This window comes from Streptomyces sp. Je 1-4 4N24, from assembly GCF_026239515.1.
Classification (GTDB): Bacteria; Actinomycetota; Actinomycetes; order Streptomycetales; family Streptomycetaceae; genus Streptomyces; species Streptomyces nigrescens.
The window spans coordinates 8,452,854-8,474,384 of the sequence record NZ_CP110836.1 but is presented as its reverse complement, the minus strand read 5'-3'; the positions used below and the strand labels follow the sequence as shown (position 1 = coordinate 8,474,384).

Below are 21,531 nucleotides of genomic sequence, written 5' to 3'. Positions count from 1 at the left end.
GTTCTTCGGGCAGGTTGCCGCGGCGGGAACCACCGGCCGACAACGACCCGAAAGGGAAATCAGGGAATTCCCTGAGCGGACCACAAGTCTGCAAGGAGCCCATCCCATGGCGGTTCTGTGCAAACCTGCAATCGCGGTCCCTGAATACGTCATCACCCAAGACGACACCCTCGAACTCGCACGGCGGCTGCACAAGGATCATTCGCAGCTGCGGCTGGTGCTCCGCCTCATCGAGCACACCGGTGTACGCAAACGGCATTTGATCCAGCCGATCGACAAGGTGCTCAAGCACCCGGGGCTCGACGCCCGCAGCGCGGTCTACGAGGAGGAGTCCAAGGCCCGTGTCCCCGCCGTGGTGCGCCAGGCACTCGACCAGGCCGAACTGGAGCCACAGCAGATCGACTTGATCGTCTACGTCTCCTGTACCGGCTTCATGATGCCGTCCCTGACGGCCTGGCTCATCAATACTCTCGGCTTCCGGTCGGAGACACGGCAGATGCCGATAGCCCAACTCGGCTGCGCCGCGGGAGGCGCCGCGATAAACCGGGCGCATGACTTCTGCACCGCGTACCCCGAGGCCAATGTCCTCATCGTCGCGTGTGAATTCTGCTCGCTGTGCTACCAGCCCACGGATCTGGGGGTGGGATCTCTGCTGTCGAACGGCCTGTTCGGTGACGCGGTCGCCGCCGCCGTGGTCCGGGGCAACGGCGGCACCGGCGTCCGCCTGGAGCGCAACAGCTCGTACCTGATCCCGAACACCGAGGACTGGATCTCCTACGCGGTACGGGCCACGGGATTCCACTTCCAGCTGGACAAGCGGGTGCCCGGCACCATGGAGCCGCTCGCTCCCGCCTTGCGCGCCATCGCGGAGCAGCACCAATGGGACGCGGGCGAACTGGACTTCTACATCGTCCACGCGGGCGGTCCGCGCATTCTGGACGACCTGTGTCACTTCCTGGAGGTGCCGCCCGAGGCGTTCCGCTTCAGCCGCGCGACGCTGACCGAGTACGGCAACATCGCCAGCGGTGTGGTGCTCGACGCCCTGGCGAGGATGTTCGACGAAGCGTCGGCCGTCGAGGGCCAGCGCGGCCTGCTGGCGGGTTTCGGTCCCGGCATCACCGCCGAGATGGCCCTCGGCACCTGGGCCTCGACCCCTGACATCGCGGCGTGAGCGCGCCCGCGCGGTGCGCCCGGACGGTGATCCGCCGGGCGCACCGCGCATGTGCCCGCGCAGCGTGGCACCGCGACGCCTCACTCCCCTGGGGTAGCGCTCGGGCCCGCGTCAGCGTGGCGGCGCGGGGAGCGACTGGGACCGTGCCGCCCCGGGAAGGCGCCGCGGTGCGGGCGCATCCCGGGAACGGGATCACCCCGGGGCAGCCGTCGGCGGGGGCACGGCAGCGGTTGGCGCAAACCGAACTTTTGCCTTGAATAGGAATATCTTGACATGCGTGTCAGTGCGTTCTATGCAGATGAGTAGGCGGCTTGCTCCCCATATCAGCAGGTGAGGAGGCCTACGCGGGGCCGTTCCGCGAGCGGGCCGCAAGGTGAGGAGAAGACCATGGCACGTGCAGTGGGTATTGACCTTGGTACGACGAACTCGGTGGTCAGTGTGCTGGAGGGCGGCGAGCCCACGGTCATCACCAACGCCGAGGGCGCCCGGACCACCCCGTCGGTGGTCGGCTTCGCCAAGGGCGGTGAGGTGCTGGTCGGCGAGATCGCCAAGCGGCAGGCCGTGACCAACGTCGACCGCACCGCGCGGTCGGTCAAGCGCCACATGGGCGAGGCGCAGTGGCGCTTCCCGGAGAGCGGCGACATCGACGGCAAGCAGTACACCGCTCAGGAGATCTCCGCGCGGGTGCTGCAGAAGCTCAAGCGCGATGCCGAGGAATACCTGGGCGAGGACGTCACGGATGCCGTGGTCACCGTTCCGGCCTACTTCAATGACTCCCAGCGCACCGCCACCAAGGAGGCCGGTGAGATCGCCGGCCTGAAGGTGCTGCGGATCGTCAATGAGCCGACCGCTGCTGCCCTGGCCTACGGCCTCGACAAGGAGAACGACCAGACCATCCTGGTCTTCGACCTCGGCGGCGGCACCTTCGACGTCTCACTGCTGGACATCGGCGACGGTGTCGTCGAGGTGAAGGCCACCAACGGCGACACCCACCTGGGCGGCGACGACTGGGACCAGCGGATCGTCGACCACCTGACCAAGCAGTTCAAGAACGCGTACGGCATCGATCTGTCCCAGGACAAGATGGCCACCCAGCGGCTGCGGGAGGCCGCCGAGAAGGCGAAGATCGAACTGTCGGCGGCGACCGAGACCACGATCAATCTGCCGTATCTGAGCGCGTCGGCCGACGGGCCGCTGCACCTCGACGAGAAGCTCACCCGCTCACAGTTCGAGCAGCTGACCGCCGACCTGCTCGAACGCTGCAAGACCCCGTTCCACAATGCGGTGAACGACGCCGGGATCAAGGTCGCCGACATCAACCATGTGATCCTGGTCGGCGGCTCGACCCGGATGCCCGCGGTGACCGAGCTGGTCAAGGAGCTGACCGGCAAGGACCCGCACAAGGGCGTCAACCCGGACGAGGTCGTCGCCATCGGCGCCGCCCTTCAGGCCGGTGTGCTCAAGGGTGAGGTCAAGGACGTCCTCCTGCTGGACGTCACCCCGCTGTCCCTCGGTATCGAGACCAAGGGCGGCATCATGACCAAGCTCCTGGAACGCAACACCACGATCCCGACCAAGCGCTCCGAGATCTTCACGACGGCCGAGGACAACCAGCCGTCCGTGCAGATCCAGGTCTACCAGGGCGAGCGCGAGATCGCGGCGTACAACAAGAAGCTCGGGATGTTCCAGCTGACCGGTCTGCCGCCGGCCCCCCGCGGCGTCCCGCAGATCGAGGTCTCCTTCGACATCGACGCCAACGGCATCATGCATGTCACGGCCAAGGACCTGGGCACCGGCAAGGAGCAGAAGATGACCGTCACCGGCGGCTCCTCGCTGCCGAAGGACGACATCGACCGGATGGTCCGCGACGCCGAGCACCACGCCGAGGAGGACCGCCGCAGGCGCGAGGCCGCCGAGACCCGCAACCAGGCCGAGCAGCTCGTCTACCAGACCGAGAAGTTCCTCAAGGACAACGAGGACAAGATCCCCGGCGAGGTCAGGACCGAGGTCCAGACCGCCGTCGGCGAGCTGAAGGAGAAGCTCAAGGGCGAGGACACGGCCGAGATCCGCACCGCCAGCGAGAAGCTCGCAGCTGTCTCCCAGAAGATGGGCCAGGCCATGTACGCCGACACCCAGGGCGCGCAGACCACCCCGGGCCCTGAGGGCGCCGCTGCCGGTGAGGGCGGACCGGATGCCGCCGCCGACGAGCAGGACGATGTCGTCGACGCGGAGATCGTCGACGACGACAAGCAGGAGGGCAGCGCACGATGAACCGCCCGCCCCACGTCCACGGCCTGCCCCACCCGCCGCTGGCCCTCGTCGGACACGGGTCGGCGAAGCGCCCCGAACCGGGCCCGCCCGATGTCACCGACCGCCCGGACGAACGGACGGAGCAGGGCACCGGCAGGCCGTCCGGCCATGACGAGCCGGCCGGGCGGCCGACGCCACCGGAGGCGGTGCTGTACGCCGAACTCCGGGAGCGGACCGCCGACCTGCAGCGGCTGAAGGCCGAGTACGACAACTACCGCAAGCGGGTCCACCGCGACCGGCTGGCGGTCGGCGAGATCGCGGTGGCCAATGTGCTGAGCCGCTTGCTGCCCGTGCTCGACTCCCTCGCCGAGGCCACCGAGCAGGGCGAGGTCACCGGTGGTTTTCAGCGCGTCGCCGAGGCACTGCGCGCCGAGCTCGGGGCGCTGGGTCTGCAGACCTTCGGCGCGGCGGGCGACCCGTTCGATCCACTGATCCACGAGGCGGTCACCTTCACCCCCACCGACCGCCTGGAGCAGGCCATGTGCACCGAGGTGCTGCGCCTGGGCTACCGGGTCGGCGACCGTCTGCTGCGCCCCGCACAGGTGGCCGTCGCGGGCGAACCGCCCGCCGCGGCGCCTCACGTCCGGCCCTGAATTACCTTTCCGCACCTCGGAATTGGTCTGCTTGTCCCGTTCCGATCCCTGTTCCGATCCCTGTTCCGATCCCTGTTGCGATCCCTGTTCCGATCCCTGTTGCGATCCCTGTTCCGATCCCTGTTGCGATCCCTGTTGCGATCCCTTGCGATCCCTGTTTCGCTTGCCGTCCCGCGCTGTTCATGACGCGACGGTGAGCTCATTCATCCGCCGATCCGCCCGGCGATCCATACGTTGACCTGTGCCTTGGCCTGTGCCTGGGCCTGTGCCTTGGCCTGTTCCTGGGCCTGTGCGTCGGCCTGTGCGTCGGCCTGTGCGTCGATCCCCGGCTTGCGGGGCGAAGACGGTCTTCCGTGAGCGGGAATTGCCGCCCCCTGTGCGCGACTACGCATATGTTCGAGCCCCAGGGGCACGCGATCCTCTACCGCCAGCAAACGGCCTCCGTACTTCGACAGAAAGCCCTACGACGCACGACAGGCGGGATCATGGCGACCGAGGAAAACACGGAACGCGAGAAAGCACACGGCGGCGGAACGCAGCGGATCTCCGCCTCCACGGCAATGCGCCATGCCTCCGGGCAACTTGCGCAACTGCTCCAATGCGAGCCCGACTCGGTGTCGGCTCTCAAGCCCACCGATGACGGTTGGTTGGCGAACGTGGAAGTGGTGGAGATCGAAAGGGTGCCGGACACCGCGAGCGTGATGGCTTCCTACCGCGTCCACCTCGACGGACAGGGCCAACTGGTGGGATACGAGCGGACCCGCCGATACGGGCGTGGCCAGATCGACAGGTAAGCCGCCGACGCTCGGCACCCACCACGACAACGCACGGCCCCATGACCCGCTCCAGTCACCTGGAAGGGACGATCGACCGTGACTGCCATTCAGCAATCCAACGCAGCGACCAGCGGAAGTGGTTCGGGAAATCTTTACGATGTTCTTGAGCTGATCCTCGACCGAGGGCTTGTGATCGACGCCTTTGTGCGGGTCTCTCTCGTCGGTATCGAAATCCTCAAGATTGATGTGCGCGTCGTCGTCGCGAGCGTGGACACCTATCTGCGCTTCGCCGAGGCGTGCAACCGACTCGATCTGGAATCCGGCCGTAAGGCACCGAGCCAGCTCACCGATCTGGTCGGTGAGGCGACCGAGAGTGGCGCCAAAGGAAAGTCGAAGGGTGCGCTGACCGGTGCCGTTGAGGCATTCAGCGAATCCTTGCAGAAGGGCCAGGAGGACTCCGCGGAAGAGGAAGAGCGGCCGGCGCGCAAATCTTCCGCGTCCAGCAACCGGCGCACCGCGCGCCGCCGGGAGGACTGAGCCATGGGAACGTACCTCTACGCCATCACGGCGGCCGGCCACCCCCTGCGGCTCTCCGGCATCAGCGGGGTCGGCGAACCCGCGGCGCAGCTGCGCACCGTCCGCACCAAGGACCTGTGCGCGGTGGTCAGCGACGCACCGCCGCAGCTCCGGGCCAAGCGCCGCGATGTGGCCGCCCACCAGGACGTTCAGGATCGTCTGCTGGCCGACGGCGCCGCCCTGCCGATGCGCTTCGGACTGGTCGGCACCGATGACGCACAGGTGGCCACCGTCCTGGAGCAGGACCGCGACAGCTACCTCCAGCGGCTCGAAGAGGTCGACGGCTGCCGTGAGTACCACCTCAAGGTGGCGCGCGACGAGGATGAACTGCTGCGGGAGATCGTGCGGGAGTCCGCCGAGGTACGGCGGCTCAACGACCGCACCCGGGAGAACCCCGGCGCCTACGACGACAAGGTGGCGCTCGGCGAGCTGATCTCCCAGGAGGTGGAGGCCCGGCACGAGCGCGCCCGGTCGGACATCGTGACCCGGCTCGCCGGGGCCGCGGTGCGCACCGCGGACATCGAGCCGACGAAGCGCCACTTCCTCAGTGTGTCCTTCCTCGTCGAGCGGGAGAAGGCCGCGGCCTTCTCGGAGGCGGTCCACGAGGAGGCCGGGCAGCGCGGTGACACCTACGACTTCAGCCTGCACGGCCCGCTGCCGCCGTACAGCTTCGTCTGACCTATGAGCGGAGACCGGCCATGGGCCTCCTCACACAGCTCCTGACCCTGCCGGTGGCCCCGGTGCGGGGCACGGTCTGGGTCCTGGACCAAGTGCTGCTCACCGCCGAGCGCGAGTGCTACGACCCGGCGCCGGTCCGCGAGGAACTGGCCGCGCTGGAACAGCAGTTGCTCGACGGCAGCATCGGGCCCGAGGAGTTCGACGCCCGCGAGGACCAACTCCTGGACCGGCTGGAGTGGCTGGAGGCCCACCAACAACGACTACGTACCGACTCCTGATCAGGGGAGATTGAGGTGTACGACAGATGATGAGCAACGCCAAGATAGGTGTGGCCCTCGTCGGGGGCTACCTTCTGGGGCGCACGAAGAAAGCCAAGATGGCCATCGGCCTGGGCATGTTTCTGGCCGGCAAGAAGCTGAATCTGGATCCGAAGCAGCTGGGCACGCTGGTGGCCAACTCGCCGGTTCTGGGCCCCCTGAACGACCAGGTGCGCAAGGAACTGGTGGACGCCACGAAGGCGGCGGCCGGCACCGCGCTCACCCAGCGGATGTCCGGTCTCGCCGACTCCCTGCACGAGCGGACCGCGGCCCTCACGGAGGGCCAGGACGCGGCCGGCGATACCGGGCGCGCCGCGGACGACGAGGCTCCGCGGGCGGGGGCGGACGACGAGGACCAGGCGCCCGAGGGCGAGGCCCGGGGCGACGCCGGGAACGCCGAAGACGCCGAGGGTGCTGTGGACGCCGAGGAGGAGCCCGCGCCGCGCCGCGGGAAATCTGCCGCCTCATCCGCGAAGTCCACCAACTCGGCCAAGTCAGCCACCACATCAGCCGCGAAGTCCTCCGCGAAATCAGCGAAGAAAACGGGCACCGCCGCTGCGCGACGCCCGGCCGCGAGCGCATCACGGGCCTCGGGAAAGGCCGCTGCCGCCTCGTCCCGCGGGCGCCCGGCCGCCTCATCGGGGCGGAAGGCCGCCTCGGGGGCCCGTAAGAAGGCGTCCGGCGCGGCGCGCACAGCCGCCGACCGTGGAGGCAGCAATGGCTGAGTCCACTTTCAGCAAGGTGAAGCACGAGGTGACCCACAGCCCGGCGGCCGACGAGCTCAAGGAGGAGCTGCAGCGCTACCTCCAGGCACGGGCCCAGCACGCCGTCACCAGCCTCGGCCACAAGCTGGGCGAGAGCGTCGGCAAGCTCGCCGAACCCGGCGCAGGCGCCGGGGGTCTGGTGAGCAGCCTGGCGAAGGGCGGTGCGGCGCTCGGTGAGGGCAAGTCGCCGCAGCAGGCGGCGCTGACCGTCGGTGCCTCCCACCTCAAGGACACCGTCAAGGACAAGGTCAAGGGACTGTTCGGCAAGGGCCGCAAGGGCGGCGGCGGAAAGTCCAAGAGCGTGACCATCGTCGAGGACATCGATGTGGGTGTTCCGGTGCGCGAGGCGTACGACCAGTGGACGCAGTTCCAGGAGTTCAGCACCTTCGCCAAGGGGGTCGTCAGTGTCGACAAGGCCGATGACACCACCAGCAACTGGAAGGTGAAGGTCGCCAAGTCCACCCGCAGTTGGCGGGCCAATGTCACCGAGCAGGTGCCCGACGAACGCATCACCTGGACCACCGAGGGCGCGAAGGGCACGGTCAAGGGGGTGGTGACGTTCCATCGCCTCACCGACAACCTGACGCGTGTCCTGCTGGTGCTGGAGTACTTCCCCAAGGGGCTGTTCGAGAAGACCGGCAACATCTGGCGTGCCCAGGGCCGCCGGGCCCGGCTGGACCTCAAGCTCTACCGCAAATTCATCATGCTGCGCGGCGAGGCCACCGACGGCTGGCGGGGCGAGATCCAGGACGGCGAGGTCGTGGTCGAGCACGCCGACGCCGTCGAGGCGGAGAAGGACGGGGAGGACACCGAGCCCGGCTCCGACGACGACGGGCGCCCCGACGCGGACGGCACCGACGAGGCCGAGGCGGACGAGGCCCAGGAGGACGAGGAACTCGACGACGAGGGCATCGACCCCGAGGACGGGGCGGACGAGGACGGAATCGCGGCGGAGGACGACGACGAACTCGGCGAGCCGGTCGACGAGGAAGACGAAGACGACGAGGACGACGAGGACGAGGCCGAGGCCGAGGCCGACGACTACGGCGAGCCGGCCGCGGAGGAGGACGACGACCTCGTGGAGCCCGACGAGGAGGACGAGGACGAGGTCCCTCGGGACGAGCGGGAGGCGGACGACGAGGACGAGCCGGCGCCGCCCGCCCGGGGCCGCCGTACCGCCGGCGCCCGCTGACCTCTCCCCACCGCACAGACGAGGCTGAACATGTCCGATTCACTGGCCGGCCGTATGGGGCCGTCCTCCGGTCCGTCCCCGTACGGCCGGCAAGGGTCCTCCGCCAACCTGGCCGACATCCTGGAACGCGTCCTCGACAAGGGCGTCGTGATCGCGGGCGACATCCAGATCAACCTGCTCGACATCGAGCTGCTGACCATCAAGCTCCGGCTGCTCGTCGCCTCCGTCGACAAGGCCAAGGAGATGGGCATCGACTGGTGGGAGCACGACCCCTCGCTCTCGTCCCGGGCCCGTCCACCGCAGCAGGTGCCCGCCGGGCACCCGCCGGAGACCGGCCGCAGTGCGCTGGCCGAGGAGAACCAGCAGCTGCGCGCCGAGCTCGCCGAGCTGCGGGCGGCGATCGGCTCGCGCCAGGGCTCCGACGGGCGCCGGGCGGACCACGAGGAGGAACAGTGAACAGCCACCTTCAGGGAGAAGCGGAGACAGCCGCAGCCCCGCGGCAGCCGCTCCGCCTGCCCACCGGGCAGCGGGAGTCCGGTCCCCTCTGGAGCTCGTACGTCTACGCCATCGGCCGGGCGGGCACCGACCTCGGCACGGCGGCTCCCCGGCTCACCGGACTGCGGGACGGGCGCCTGCGGACGGTCACCGCCGGCCCCCTCACGGCGCTCGTCTCCTCCGTCCCGGCCGACGCCTTCAGCACGGAGGGTATGAAGGCGCAGCTGGAGGATCTGACGGAGCTGGAGGAGATCGCACGTACCCACCACACGGTCGTCGAGGCCGCCCACACCGGCACGACCGTGCTCCCCATGCGGCTGGCCACCGTGTACCTGGACGACGACCGGGTGCGGTCGATGCTGCAGGAGCGCAGCGCGGAACTCGACGCGCTGCTCTCCCGGCTCGAAGGCCATGCCGAGCTGGGGGTGAAAGTGTACGCGGACCCGCGCGCCGCGGCCGCGGAGCCGCCGCCCGCCTCCGACGGCCCGGACCCCGCCGCGTCCCCGGTCAGCCCCGGCCGGGCCTACTTGCAGCAGCGCCGGGCCCAACGCCGGACGCAGCGCGATGCCTATCGTGCGGCGGGAGCCCTCGCCGACGACGTACGGGTCCGGGTGGCCGCCCTTGCCCGGGACCGGGTCGCCCATCGCCCGCAGCAGGGTGAACTGGCGTCCGGCGCCGGGGAGAACATCGCCAACGAGGCCTACCTGGTGCCCACGGACCGTATCCGGGAATTCCACCGGGCGCTGGCAGGTCTGGCCGACGGTGTCCCCGGTGTACGCGTCGAGGTCACCGGGCCATGGGCTCCGTACTCCTTCGCGACCCCGCCCGCGGAAGACCGGAGTGCGTGATGGAGGGTGACGCCCATGAGGCGGCGGGCGCCGAGGTCTCCTATGTAGGGGACCCGAGGGACCTGGAGGACCGCTCCGCGGAAGAGCCTCTCGCGGGGCGGCAGATCGCTCTCATCGATCTGCTGGACCGTCTCCTGAACGGTGGCGCGGTGCTCACCGGAGATGTGGTGCTGTCCATCGCCGACGTGGACCTGGTGCATATCAATCTGCGGGCGGTCATTCGCTCGATCACACCCGACGGTCCGGCGCCATGGTGAGACACCCGGCGTGCGGACCCGGCCTGAACACCGTTGCCCGGCCCGGTAGTTGTCCCTTGCCTCCACTCCCCCGACGAGAATCGCCCATATATCCCATACTTGCCCACGACGAGGGACAGCCCATGACGAACGAAGCGGCCGCACCCGTGGAGCCTGCTTTCGCGGAGGTGGCGCAGGCCGCGGCCCGGGCCTTCGACCTGGTGCCGACCCGGGCCGATGAACCGCCGCAGGGGCAGGGCAGCGCGCTCGCCCAGCAACTGAGGACCGATCCGGAGACGGTGGAACGCGATCTCATCAAGCTGGTGCTGACGATCGTGGAGCTCTTGCGGCAGCTCATGGAGCGGACCGCCTTGCACCGCGTCGACCAAGGAGATCTGAGCGAGGAGCAGGAGGAGCGGGTCGGGCTGACGCTGATGATCCTCCAGGACCGGATGGCAGAACTCTGTGAGCGCTACGGGCTGACGATGGAGGATCTCAACCTCGATCTCGGCCCGCTGGGATCCCTGCTGCCCCGCCACGACGCCGGCTGATCCGGAGCCTCGACCGGCCACTTCCGCCGCCCACCGCACGGGCATTGCAACTGATGACCCGTCACCTTAACCTTCCGGCACACCCCCACCGCACCGGGGCGCTCGTACGGTCTCACCCCTACGATCCGTGCGCGGTGCAACGGGGCGGCGCGCCGCGTGCCGGAAGGACAGCCATGTCCGACGACAGCGCTCGCAGATCCTCCCTCACCCGCCGTTCGTTACTGACCGGGGCCGCCGCCGCGGGACTTGCGGCGGCAGCCGGGCTGCAGCCCGCTCATCGCATCCCCGCGGGCAGCGCCGCGGCCACTCTCACCCCTCCGCCCGGCTTTCCCGCGGGCATTCCACTCGCCCAGCAGGCCTTCCGGAACTGGTCGCTGGAGATCGTCATCGAAGGCGTCTGGACGGCGTCGGCCCGTACACCCGACGATGTGGTCACCCTCGCCAACTGGGCCCATCAGCACGGCTACCGGCTACGGGCCCGGGGCAAGGGCCACACCTGGTCGCCGCTGGTGGTGCCCGCCGGGGCCGACACCAACCGTACGGTCATCGTCGACACCGCCTCCCACCTCACCGCGGTCAGTGTGCGCGGCGGCAACCCGGGGAGCGTCACCGCGCAGGCGGGGGCGACCCTCGACCGTATCCTCGCCCGCCTGGAGGAGTCGGGGCTCGGCCTCGCCACCACCACGGCGCCCGGGGACCTCACCATCGGCGGGGTGCTCGCGATCGGCGGCCATGGCACCGGCGTACCCACCGCCACCGAGAATCCGCCCGCGGGCTCCGGCTTCGGCACCCTGAGCTCCCTCGTCACCTCGCTCACCGCGGTGGTCTGGAGCGCGGCGGAGGGCCGCTATGTGCTCAAGACCTTTGCGCGCTCGGACCCGGACATCCGGGCCTTCCTCGTCCACCTGGGCCGCGCGTTCGTCACCGAGGTGACGCTGACCGCCGCGGCCAACACCCGGCTGCGCTGCCAGAACTGGTACGACGTGAACGTGGGCACCGTCTTCGGGCCCCCAGGTACGGGCGGTCGCACGATCGGCTCCTATCTGGACCGCACCGGGCGCATCGAGGCGATCTGGTTCCCGTTCACCGATGTGCCGTGGCTGAAGGTGTGGAGCGTGGCGCCCGCCAAGCCGGTGTTCGCCCGACAGATCGACACCCCGTACGCCTACACCTTCGCCAACCGGGTCACCGAGGAGATGTCGCGGCTGCTCGGGGAGATCGCCGCGGGCGGGGGCGACAAGACGCCCGCCTTCACCAAGCTGGCCATGTCCATCGTCGGCTCGGGGCTGATCGTCACCGGCACCTGGGATGTCTGGGGCTGGTCGAAGAACAGCCTGCTGTACGTCGAACCCACGACCCTGCGGATCGTCGAGGCGGGATGGGCGGTCCTGACCTCCCGGGCGAATGTGCAGCGCGTGGTGAATGACTTCTACTCCCGCTACCAGAGTGTGCTGACGGCTCATCAGGGGCGCGGCTCCTACCCGGTCAACGGGCCGATCGAGCTGCGTATCACCGGTACGGACCCGGTCGACGGTCCCCTGCTGTCCCCGGCCCGGGCCCGTCCGGACCGTCCCGAGTGGGACACCGTGGTGTGGCTGGACTTCGCCACCTATCCCGGCACGGCCGGCGCGGCCCCGTTCTTCCGTGAGCTGGAGCAGTGGATCTGGCAGACCTACAACGGGTCGTATGCGACCGTGCGTCCCGAGTGGTCCAAGGGCTGGGCGTACACGGACAGCGGGCCGTGGCGGGATCCCGCCACGCTCGGCGGCACCGTGCCGGCCGCGTTCGACGGCTGGCGGACCGCCCGGGACACCCTCAACTCCTATGACCCGGCACGGGTGTTCTCCAACACCTTCCTCGACACCCTCTTGCCCTGAGCAATCTCCCCCTGGGGGGCGCGCGGCAATTCCGCGCGCCCCCCAGCGGATATCACCCGGCACGTGCGTCACACCCGTACCAAGCACAGGAAACAACCCGCTAAGAGGCCATCACAAAGATGGCGGGAATGTTCCGCCTGCCCCCAGCTGCGCTTTCCGGAATCCGACCCCTTGATGTGTGAACTTCCTACGACGCCGCCGCCCGCCGGACGACCGCCGATCGGCCGTGTCCGCTCTGCCCGCACACTGGCCGACGGGTGTGCCGGCACGCACCGGCCGGCACACGAATTGTGGAGTCCGGTCATCCCCGCAAGGAATGAACGCGGCAGCATCCGGGCACGATGACGCGGTTTCCGGTCATATCCAGTGAAACTCCATCTGGCGGGAATGACAGCCGTGACAATTCAGCAGTGCACCGTTCGGGGCTGAAACTGAGTGCTGCGACAGGGGCTCATGGGGTAACTGTCGCCGCATCGCGGGTTGTTTCCCGGGCGGCTGTTCGGCCAACGGGGGCAGACAGCAGAAGCAGAAACGAAGGGACGAACGTGATCCGGGTCTTGGTGGTGCACGAAACGCGGCTGTTGCGCTCGGCGCTCACCGCGCTGTTGCGCGACGAGGAGGGTATCGACGCTGTCGCCGCCTGCTGGAGAAGTGCCCCCGGGCGAGCCCGTTCCTTCCGGCCGCAGGTGTGCGTCGTGGACGTCGACTGCGCGGCCTCGGTGTCGTCGGCGGACCCTCCGGGCGGCCCGGGCTGCGCCCTGCTGGTCCTGGCCAGCGCCTGCCGGCCCGGTACCCTGCGCCGGGCCATCGCCGCTCGGGCGCGGGGCTTTGTGGACAAGGACGCGCCGCCGGCCCGGCTGTTGCACGCCATAAACCTGGTGGCCGCCGGGAAGCGCTATGTCGACCATTCGCTCACCCCGGATTTCCTCGAGGCCGCCGACATGCCGCTGACGCCACGGGAGTTAAGCGTGCTGTCGCTCGCCGCGGGCGGCGCTTCCGTCTCCGAGATCGCCCGTGAACTGCATCTGAGCAGTGGGACGGTGCGCAATTACATGGCGGCGATCAATCGCAAAACCGGTGCCCGGAACCGGGTGGACGCGATACGGATATCGCAGGGGGCGGGCTGGGTCTAGGGAGAGTCACCCCCTGGGACTGGGTGTCCGCAAAGTCCCGTGGTCAGCCGAGATAGCGGGACTTTGCGGAGATTCGCTCAGCGCGCTCCGGGGTTTCCGCGGCCGGCGGGGCCTCCGGCTGCCAGCTTCCCGCCAGATCGCGATAGAGGGCCGAGCGTCCGAGCAGTTCGTCATGGGTGCCGCAGGTGGCCCGGACGCCGTCGAGCACCAGGATGCGGTCGGCCCGGCGGGCCGAGGTGATCCGGTGGGCCACGACGATCAGCGTTCCCGGACGCTCCGCGAAGGCACGCTCGGCCCGCATCTCCGCCGCCGGATCGAGGTGGCAGGTCGCCTCGTCGAGCAGGACGAGCGGCGCGGGTGACAGATGCGCCCGGCCCAGTGCGATCAGCTGGCGCTCCCCCTGGGACAGGACGCCCAGGTCGAGCGGAGCGTCGAATCCGCCCAGCCGGCGCACCAGCGGGGCCAGGCCCACGGCGTCCGACGATGCCTCCAGGGCGGACGCGGAGGCGCCGTCAGGGCAGAGATAGCGCAGGTTCTCGCGCAGGGTTCCGGAGAAGACGTAGGCCTGTTGCGGGATGAGCACCCGCAGCAGGGACGGATCGGGTCCGGACCGTGCGCGGACCGGCCGGCCGGCCACGCGTATCTCGCCGTGGCCGGGTTCGAGCAGACCGGCGACGAGAGCGGTCAGGGTCGACTTCCCGATGCCGCTCGGCCCCACCACGACGAGGTGCTCGCCCGGTTCGACGGTCAGGTCGAGGTCGTGCAGCACGGGCTGCGCGGCGGGCCCGTAGGCGAAGGTGACCGCACGCAGGCGCACTCCGGGGCCGCCGGGTGGGACGGGGACGTGGGGCGGGACGGGGGCGGGGGGCGCGGGGTCCGGAGGGGTGGTGCTCTCCGGATCCGGCGCGGTGGTGCCCTCCGGATCCGGCGCGGTGGTGCCCTCCGGATCCGGCGCGGTGGTGGTCTCCGGATCGGGGCCGGGTCCGGGGCCGGGGCCGGTGGTGAGCCGGTCCAGGACCACGAGCAGCCGGGTGCCGGCCGATCCCAGGGCGTTCATCAGGGTGTGCAGTGCGGGCAGCAGGGACTGGGTCAGATAGGCCAGCGCGCCCAGCACGACACCGGGGGTGAGTCCTTGCCGCAGCAGCCAGGGCGCGGTGATGAGCAGCAACAGGATCGGCAGCTGGCCTGCCAGGCCGAGCGCGAGACAGCGGACCGCGGCCCAGCGCGCCAACTGCCGTGCCGCACGGGCCTCGTCCTCGATCAGGCCGTACGCCCGCGCCGCGGTCTGCTGCTGTGCGCCGCAGGCGACCACGTCCCGCAGCCCCTCGGCGACGGCGCCGAACTGTGTGGACAGGTCCTCGTCCGCCTGCAGAAAGGCGCGCTGGCGGGCCGCCATCGGCCGGAGGGTGGCCAGGAAGAGCAGCAGCCCGGCCGCGAGCGGAGGCACCACGATCAGCAGCAACTGGGGTGCCAGGGAAAGGAGTCCGAGCACCGCTCCGGCCGCGGTGAACACGAAGGAGCGGGCGACCAGGACCAGTCCGGCGAAGCTGTCCCGGGCGATCTCGGTCTGGTTGGTCAGCCGGGAGACCACGGCGCTGTCCGCCGCGCGGGCCGGGTGCGCCACCGCTTGCGTCAGCGACCGCGACACCACCTGGCGTATCAGGCTGTCGCGCAGCGGCTCGACGAGGTCGGCCAGTCCGCGGAAGACCCCCCGGCCAGCCAGGCCGCCGACGATGACGGCCAGTGCGGTGACGCCCAGCCAGGCCAGCCCGACGCCGGTGTGCCCGGCCAGAAAGCCCTGGTCCAGGGCCTTTGCCAGACCGTAACCGCCGAGGAAGGTATGTGCGGACTCCAGCAGTGACCAGCCGGCCAGCAGCAGCAGTACGCGGGTCCGGCGGCGGAGGAAGCGCCTCGCCCGGGGCAGCAGTCGTGCCGTCGCTGTCGTCATGAGGCGGTCCGGGTGTCCTCGTCGTCGGTGTGGGCGAACACCGCCCGGTAGTCGGGGTCCGCCCAGAGCCGGTCGTGCGGGGCGACGGCGCGGAGCCGGCCGTTCTCCATCCACGCGACCAGATCGGCGCGGGCGGCGGAGGAGACCCGATGGGCGATCAGCAGTCTGCTGCCGGTCCGTACGTCATGGACCAGCGCCCGGCGGACATGGAGTTCGGTGACGCTGTCCAGGCTGGAGGTGGCGTCGTCGAGGACGAGCAGCCGCCCCGCATGGGCGAACGCCCTTGCCAGGCCGAGGCGTTGGACCTCCCCGCCGGACAGCGGGGCGCGGGCGAGCGGAGTGGCGTATCCGTCCGGAAGGAGGCGGACGAACGAGTCCGCGCCGGCCGCGCGGGAAGCGGCCTCGATCGTGTGGGCCGGGGGCTCGTAGGGGCCGAAGCCGATGGCCGCCCCGATGGTGGCGCCGAACAGGGCGGGGCGTTCGAAGGCGTAGCCGATCTCGCGGCGCAGGTGTGCGGGATCGGCCTCGTGGAGCGGGACGCCGTCCAGCAGCACCTGCCCGCTGTCGGGATCGGTGAGCCGGCCCGCGACCGCGGCGAGCAGCGATTTGCCCGCCCCCGAGTGCCCGACGACCGCCATGGTCGTGCCGCCGGGCACCACCAGGTCGACACCGCGCAGCGCGGGGGCACCACCGCGGACGAGGGTGACCGCACGCAGTTCGAGCCGGCCGCGGCCGTCCGCGGGCAGGGGCGTGGTGCCGTGTGCAGGGGTGGGCAGGGTGAGGAGTTCGCCGGTGCGGTGGGCCGCGGCGCGGCTGCGCACCAGGGCGTTGAGCTGTCCCACCACCCCGCCCAGCCCGGCGGTGAGGGCGGCGTACCGGGAGGCCGCCAGCAGCTCGCCGACGGACAGGCTCCCGTACGCCAGCCGGATTCCTCCGACGGCGAGGACGGCGGTGGTCAGCAGCGGCACCAGGATGCTGCTGCTGACCACGGCACGTCCGTAGATCTGCCACATCTGCCGTCCCTGCGCGCCCAGTTCGGGAAGCGGCGCGAGGACCCGGTCCCGCTCCCGCCCCGCCGTTCCCGCCGCGGCGACGGTCCGGGCGCCGCCCAGTGCCTCGACGAGCCGGGTGGCGATGTCTGCCTGGACGCGTTGGTAGCGCCGGACGCTGTCGGAGGAGCCGCGGGCGAAGGCGCGCAGCAGCCGGGTCAGCAGCGGCAGCCCGGCAAGGAACACGGCGGCCAGCCAGATGTCGGTGAGCGCCAGGGCTATCAGGGCGCCGACCGGGGTGATGAGAGCGGCGAGGCCGGTGGCCGCGGCGGTGGGTGCGGTCCCGGCGTCCGCGGCGTTGCCGGTGAGGCGGGTCACCAGGTCACCGGGGGTGAAGCGGTCGGCGACCCGGTGCGGGGCGAGGGACAGCAGATGGTCGATACCGCGCCGGCGGAGCCAGGCGGTGCTGCGGGCGGTGGTGACGCCGCCGGTCAGTGCCACCAGCGCGTCGAGGAGCACTTCGGCGATCAGCAGTACGGCGCAGAGGACGAGGGCGCCGTGAAGGCCAGGACGTGCGCCGAGCACGAGGTCGAGGGTGTGGCCGAGGACGGCGGGCAGCGCGACGGCGGCACCCGCGGCGGCCACGCTGAAGAGGCAGACGGCGATGGCGTGTACGGGGCTGTGCCGGAAGGCCCCGGTCAGTACGGAGCGGACACCGGTGTCCGGTCCGGGCCGGGCGGCCGGCGGGGGCGAGGAGGGCCCGGAGGTGCGGGGCATACGGGGTGGAACCTCGCCTCCAAGGGACGGATACGGGCGGCAGCGGCAGGCCCCGGGCGGTGTGGCCACCCGGGGCTCGCCGTGACTCATGCGCTACGGGAACCGAGGTCCCTTAGCAACGGGAAGTCAGTTACAGGTGCTGACGCTCAGGCTGCTGTCGCCGCAGAGCAGCAGGCTCGCGCGGCTGCCGGTGTGGAGCTCCTCCGTGGCCTCGGCCTTGGGGGTTTCCATCGTCTGCAGGTCAAGAAGGGACATGGTGGTTCCTCTCTGATGGGGACGGGGTGTTTCTCGATCGGCCCCGGACGGGGCCGGCTTCAGGGCCGCCTGGGCGGCGGGAGGAAGGGCAGGTGCACGGGTGTGTCGTGCAGCGCGCTGCCCAGTGCGAGCAGGCATCCGGCGGTGCCGGTGCTCAGGTCCATGGAGAGCCGCATCATCTGCTCCCCGGCGAAGGCCAGATGCCCCTGGTAGGGCACGGCGCCCCAGGCCAGGGAGTCGATCTGGCGGCGGAGGTCGGCGGCATGGGTGCCGGGGCCGCCGGCCGTGGTGCGGGCGAGGTGGAGCACCATGCCCGCCGCGCCGCGGAACAGGCCGGGCTGGGCATAGAACTTGGCCTGGGCCGCCTGCACGATCTCGTGCCGCGCCCGGTCGAATTCCTCGTCCGGACGGTGGGCGAGAAAGTCGTCGAGCACCATGCCGATGCCGACGCTGCCGGCACCGAGGTAGGGCATGGTGCGCCAGCCCTCGTTGACCTGGAGGGCGCCCCCGGCGCCGCGGACACAGCGGGCCAGGTCCCGGCGCAGGGCGTCGGCGGCCAGATCGAGCAGCGCGGAGTCGTCGGTGCGCTCGTACAGCCGGAGGAAGAGCAGTGCCGCTCCGCTGTCGCCGTGCAGCAGTCCGGCGCGGGGTGTCGCGCCGCCCTCGGCCGGTGGGGCGGCGGCCCGGAGTTTGTCGGCCACGAGCTGGGCACAGTGCAGTGCCCGCTCCCCGAGGGAGCTTTCGCCGGTGGAGCCGGACAGGGAGTCGAGTGCCAGGCCGAGGCCGGCCAGTCCGCTGTGCAGATCCGGTGCGATGTCCTGCCAGCGCTGGGAGCCGAGGGTGTCGACGAGGTCCAGGGCACGGTCCCGGTGTCCGAGCCGGTCCAGGACCCAGGCGACGCCGGAGAGACCGTCGTAGAAGCCGAGCGGACTGCCGGACGCGGGGGTCTTCGTCCGCCGCAGCAGCCACTCCTCCGCCTCCGGGCAGCGCTCCGCGCCGGTCTCCGCCAGGGCGTACAGCACCCCGGCCGCCCCGTAGGCGAAGCAGGTGCCTCCGCCCGTGGTGGAGAACTGGGCGATGTCGCCGGGGAAGTAGCGGTCCTCACGGTCGGGTGTGGCCGAGGCGAGCACGGCCCGGACCATGGAGTCGCGGCTGTGCGGCCAGTCGCCGAGGGCTACGGGTAAGTAGTCCGCTCCCCCGGGCCGGCCCGTGCTGCCGGAGGCGCTCGCCGGCTGATGGCCCCGGAGGATTTCCGCCACCGCCTCGTCGAGGTAGTCGCGGGGCACCGGGAACTGTGCGGCGGCGATCTCCGCCAGATGTGCCGCCTTGCCGCGGTCCACCGCGAAGAGGCTGGTGAGCGGGAGGAAGAGTGCCAGGCGCAGACAGGCCAGGGCGTAGAGGTCGACATCGAAGCCCCGGCGGTCCGCGGGGGCGACAAAGCCCGGGTTGGCGATCACCTGGCGGCTGGACGCGTCATCGACGGAAGCGGCCTCGAAGTCCAGGAGCACCACGGAGGATTCGTCCTCGGACATCATGATGTTGAAGAGGTGCAGATCGTTGAAGACGACACCACGGGAGTGGATCGCCTTCACCGCGTCGGCGACCAGACCGTGGACGCGCATGGCCCACTGGGTGTACTCCGCGAGCCGCTCGGGGCTCGGATCGGCCTCGATCAGCGGGTGGCGGTGCGCGAAGAAGCTGTTCAGCGGGCGGCCCTCGATGAATTCCAGCACCAGGAAGGTGTGGTCGCCGAGGGTGAACCAGTCGAGCACCTCGGGGGCGCAGCCGAGCCCGGACAGTCGTTGCAGCGCGTCCCGCTCGCGCGCCAGCCGGGCCACGGCGTCCGCTTCGTCGGCGGCCAGCCCGGCGTACGGCCGTGCCTCCTTCAGCACCACCTGCTGGTCCGTCCGCAGATCCCGGCCGACATAGACCCCGCCGCCGTTGGAGAAGTGCAGCGCCCGCTCGATCTTGTAGGGCAGGTCGGTGACGGTGGTGGCGGAGCGGGCGGCCAGATGCGGCTGGAGGAACTCCGGGAGGGTGACCCACTCGGGGACGCGGAACGCGGGCTCCCTGCGGTCGGGGACCAGCTGGCCCTGGTCGTCCTCGATCGCGGGGCGGAGTTCGCCCTTGTCGTCGTAGCAGTGCCGCTCGGTGAAGCTGCCGTAGCGCACATACACCGGACCGGCGCCCCAGCGCAGATCGCTGAGGATGTACGGTCCCGGTTCGCCGGCCAGCAGGTCGCCCAGCTCCTCGGCGATGCGGTGGCACTGCTCCTCATCGGCCGGGTAGACGGTGAGGAACTTTCCGCTGGCGCCGCGGTCGGCGTACTTGGCGTTGCGGATGTGCAGCAGATAGCGGCTCGGCATGCACTTGAAGGCGACCGAGCGCGGGACGCAGTAGTCCCAGACCTTGGCCAGCACTCTTTCGGCGTTGTCCAGGCAGGCCGAGACATGAATCTTCCAGCCCTGGCTGGGGAGTTCGCGGTCCAGGGGGCGGAACGCCAGCCAGTCGCCGGAGCGGTGGCGCTGCCAGCCCTCCGGCAGGTCCCGGTTCAGCGTCGCGTACTGCGCGCCACGGCCCTTGCTGCTTGCGGGCATGCGGTGGGGAGCGTCGTAGAACTGGCGGTCGGCGTCGCAGAAGACGGCGTAACCCTTGTTCATCGCTCTCCCTCGGCTGGTGACAGGGATGACGCTGTCACGGCGCAAGGAGGCAGAAACAGTCATGTCTGTCACGAAGAACCCATGAGAAATGCACGTTTGCTGCGAATTTGCTGGGACGCCGAAAGGGCGACCGGGACCGCCGCCTTGCCCCCTAGGACGGACGGAGGGTGAGCGTGCCCTCCGGCTCGGCGGCGCAGGGCTCGAAGCCGGAGCCGATCCGGTCGAGGAGCCCTTGCAGCCACCGGGAGTCCTCGGGCGAGGCGTGCCGCAGCCGCATGCGCCGGGCCTGAAGGGGGATGATCCGCACGTCGTGGAGCCTGCCGGTGTCCGGGTCCACCGTGACGAGGAAGAGCAGCCGCAGGTCGTCCCGGTACGCCTCGTAGCCGGTGATGCCCTCGTAGTCATCGATGAAGTCGCCGCACCCGTGGATCACGAGCTTCCCCCGGTACGCCTCCAGGGCCCGGGGGTGGTGCGAGGAGTGCCCGTGGACGACATCCACACCGCCCTCCAGGAGGGCGCGGGCGAAGCCGGCCTCGCTCCGGGTCACGTGGTAGCCCCAGTTGGGGCCCCAGTGGACGGAGGCGACCGCCAGATCTCCCGGCCGTTTCACCTGCCGTACCCGCCCGATGATCTCGCCCGCGGCGGCCGGCGTGGGCCGGGCCACGAAGTCGACCCCGGAGCGGCTCCCGGCTGCCGCCCAGTCCCGCGGGATACCGCTGGACGGCATCCCGAAGGAGAACACCAGGATCCGGCGGCCGTCCGCGACCGGGACCATCGCCGGGCGGCGCGCCGCGTAGGGGTCGGCTCCCGCCCCCGCCGTCCGCAGCCCCGCGCCCGCCAGCGTGCCGAGGGTCTCCGCCAGTCCCTGGCGGCCGAAGTCCAGGACGTGGTTGTTGGCCAGTACGCAGACGTCGGGGCGGGCGGCGGCCAGGCAGGGCAGGTTCGCCGGGTTCATCCGGTAGTGGATTTCCTTCTCGGGTGCAAATCCGCCGTACTGCGTGATGCTGGTTTCCAGGTTGAGCACCCGGGCGGCGGGCGCCGCGTCGTCGAGCACCTCCAGCGCGTCCCCCCATGGCCAGGCGAAGCCGGCCGGACACGGAACGGGGCCGTTCCTCGCCGCCGCCAGCTCGACATAGGCGCGGGCGTCCCGGACGTATCCCTCCCGCAGCGCCGGATCCCCGGGGTGCGGCAGGATCTGGTCGACACCGCGGCCGAGCATCACGTCACCGCAGAGGAACAGTGTGAGCAAGTCACCGCCCATTCCCCCAGGTTAGAGCCGGTCGGCCGAGGTTTCGCGACGGGCGGGCCGACACCGCGCTCCGCGGCGTCCCGGAGCCGGGGAGATCCCGCTCCCCCGGCCCCCGGGACCCGTCACCCACGCCTCT

Annotated in this window: 21 protein-coding genes; 15 read left to right on the top strand and 6 right to left on the bottom strand. The window is 70.6% G+C overall.

The genetic code is table 11. The annotated features are described in order from the left end of the window. The first annotated feature begins 88 nt into the window (after positions 1–88). The 3 genes from SLV14N_RS36720 (at position 89) to grpE (ending at position 4,074) form a co-directional block, all read left to right on the top strand. Entirely contained in the window at positions 89–1,171 is a 1,083-nt protein-coding gene (locus tag SLV14N_RS36720; protein ID WP_259670822.1) for a type III polyketide synthase, read from the top strand. Between the two features lie 387 nt (positions 1,172–1,558). Beyond that, positions 1,559–3,442, top strand: coding sequence for a molecular chaperone DnaK (dnaK, locus tag SLV14N_RS36715; protein WP_208687120.1), 1,884 nt, complete (start codon positions 1,559–1,561; stop codon positions 3,440–3,442). After that, positions 3,439–4,074, top strand: a complete 636-nt coding sequence (gene grpE / locus SLV14N_RS36710) for a nucleotide exchange factor GrpE (RefSeq protein WP_263272684.1) — start codon at positions 3,439–3,441, stop codon at positions 4,072–4,074. The genes dnaK and grpE overlap by 4 nt, the downstream gene beginning before the upstream one ends. Positions 4,075–4,277: 203 nt before the next feature. Here the strand turns inward: grpE and SLV14N_RS36705 are convergent, their stop codons facing one another. Continuing rightward, the gene (locus tag SLV14N_RS36705; RefSeq protein ID WP_263272683.1) at positions 4,278–4,466 is read right to left on the bottom strand and encodes a hypothetical protein; all 189 of its coding nucleotides are present in this window, start codon (positions 4,464–4,466) and stop codon (positions 4,278–4,280) included. 93 nt (positions 4,467–4,559) lie between these two features. On the opposite strand from SLV14N_RS36705, the gene SLV14N_RS36700 reads away from it, so the two are divergent. The 12 genes from SLV14N_RS36700 (at position 4,560) to SLV14N_RS36645 (ending at position 13,517) form a co-directional block, all read left to right on the top strand. Then, positions 4,560–4,868, top strand: coding sequence for a gas vesicle protein (locus SLV14N_RS36700; RefSeq protein ID WP_263272682.1), 309 nt, complete (start codon positions 4,560–4,562; stop codon positions 4,866–4,868). A gap of 78 nt (positions 4,869–4,946) precedes the next feature. Next, entirely contained in the window at positions 4,947–5,387 is a 441-nt protein-coding gene (locus SLV14N_RS36695) for a gas vesicle structural protein GvpA (RefSeq protein WP_263272681.1), read from the top strand. 3 nt (positions 5,388–5,390) lie between these two features. After that, positions 5,391–6,104, top strand: a complete 714-nt coding sequence (locus SLV14N_RS36690; RefSeq protein WP_208687112.1) for a GvpL/GvpF family gas vesicle protein — start codon at positions 5,391–5,393, stop codon at positions 6,102–6,104. Positions 6,105–6,124: 20 nt separating this feature from the next. After that, positions 6,125–6,382, top strand: coding sequence for a gas vesicle protein GvpG (locus SLV14N_RS36685; protein WP_263272680.1), 258 nt, complete (start codon positions 6,125–6,127; stop codon positions 6,380–6,382). A 26-nt stretch (positions 6,383–6,408) separates the two neighbouring features. Next, positions 6,409–7,146, top strand: coding sequence for a hypothetical protein (locus SLV14N_RS36680; protein WP_263272679.1), 738 nt, complete (start codon positions 6,409–6,411; stop codon positions 7,144–7,146). After that, positions 7,139–8,377: an SRPBCC family protein gene (locus SLV14N_RS36675; RefSeq protein WP_263272678.1), complete on the top strand. Its 1,239-nt coding sequence runs from the start codon at positions 7,139–7,141 to the stop codon at positions 8,375–8,377. The genes SLV14N_RS36680 and SLV14N_RS36675 overlap by 8 nt, the downstream gene beginning before the upstream one ends. A 30-nt stretch (positions 8,378–8,407) precedes the next feature. Then, on the top strand, positions 8,408–8,833 hold the full coding sequence (locus SLV14N_RS36670; protein WP_208687104.1) for a gas vesicle protein: 426 nt from the start codon (positions 8,408–8,410) through the stop codon (positions 8,831–8,833). Continuing rightward, on the top strand, positions 8,830–9,720 hold the full coding sequence (locus SLV14N_RS36665; protein WP_263272677.1) for a GvpL/GvpF family gas vesicle protein: 891 nt from the start codon (positions 8,830–8,832) through the stop codon (positions 9,718–9,720). Before SLV14N_RS36670 ends, SLV14N_RS36665 begins: the two co-directional genes overlap by 4 nt. Before the next feature lie 62 nt (positions 9,721–9,782). Then, positions 9,783–9,977, top strand: coding sequence for a gas vesicle protein (locus SLV14N_RS36660; protein ID WP_259670821.1), 195 nt, complete (start codon positions 9,783–9,785; stop codon positions 9,975–9,977). Between the two features lie 122 nt (positions 9,978–10,099). Then, positions 10,100–10,507 (top strand): gas vesicle protein K, encoded by a 408-nt coding sequence (locus tag SLV14N_RS36655; protein WP_263272676.1) that lies wholly within the window; start codon positions 10,100–10,102, stop codon positions 10,505–10,507. Between the two features lie 173 nt (positions 10,508–10,680). Continuing rightward, a complete protein-coding gene (locus tag SLV14N_RS36650; protein WP_263272675.1) occupies positions 10,681–12,384 on the top strand; it encodes a cholesterol oxidase substrate-binding domain-containing protein in 1,704 nt (567 codons plus the stop codon). A gap of 545 nt (positions 12,385–12,929) precedes the next feature. Next, on the top strand, positions 12,930–13,517 hold the full coding sequence (locus SLV14N_RS36645) for a response regulator transcription factor (RefSeq protein WP_259670641.1): 588 nt from the start codon (positions 12,930–12,932) through the stop codon (positions 13,515–13,517). Positions 13,518–13,560: 43 nt separating this feature from the next. On the opposite strand, the gene SLV14N_RS36640 is transcribed toward SLV14N_RS36645, so the two are convergent. From SLV14N_RS36640 to SLV14N_RS36620, 5 genes are all read right to left on the bottom strand, one after another. Next, positions 13,561–15,465 (bottom strand): ABC transporter ATP-binding protein, encoded by a 1,905-nt coding sequence (locus tag SLV14N_RS36640; protein WP_263272674.1) that lies wholly within the window; start codon positions 15,463–15,465, stop codon positions 13,561–13,563. Further along, the gene (locus tag SLV14N_RS36635) at positions 15,462–17,231 is read right to left on the bottom strand and encodes an ABC transporter ATP-binding protein (RefSeq protein WP_263272673.1); all 1,770 of its coding nucleotides are present in this window, start codon (positions 17,229–17,231) and stop codon (positions 15,462–15,464) included. The genes SLV14N_RS36640 and SLV14N_RS36635 overlap by 4 nt, the downstream gene beginning before the upstream one ends. 126 nt (positions 17,232–17,357) lie before the next feature. Next, positions 17,358–17,486: a SapB/AmfS family lanthipeptide gene (locus SLV14N_RS36630; RefSeq protein ID WP_208687088.1), complete on the bottom strand. Its 129-nt coding sequence runs from the start codon at positions 17,484–17,486 to the stop codon at positions 17,358–17,360. Positions 17,487–17,545: 59 nt separating this feature from the next. Next, positions 17,546–20,146: a class III lanthionine synthetase LanKC gene (lanKC, locus tag SLV14N_RS36625; protein ID WP_263272672.1), complete on the bottom strand. Its 2,601-nt coding sequence runs from the start codon at positions 20,144–20,146 to the stop codon at positions 17,546–17,548. Positions 20,147–20,297: 151 nt separating this feature from the next. Beyond that, the gene (locus tag SLV14N_RS36620) at positions 20,298–21,407 is read right to left on the bottom strand and encodes a CapA family protein (protein WP_208687084.1); all 1,110 of its coding nucleotides are present in this window, start codon (positions 21,405–21,407) and stop codon (positions 20,298–20,300) included. Positions 21,408–21,531 lie beyond the last annotated feature (124 nt).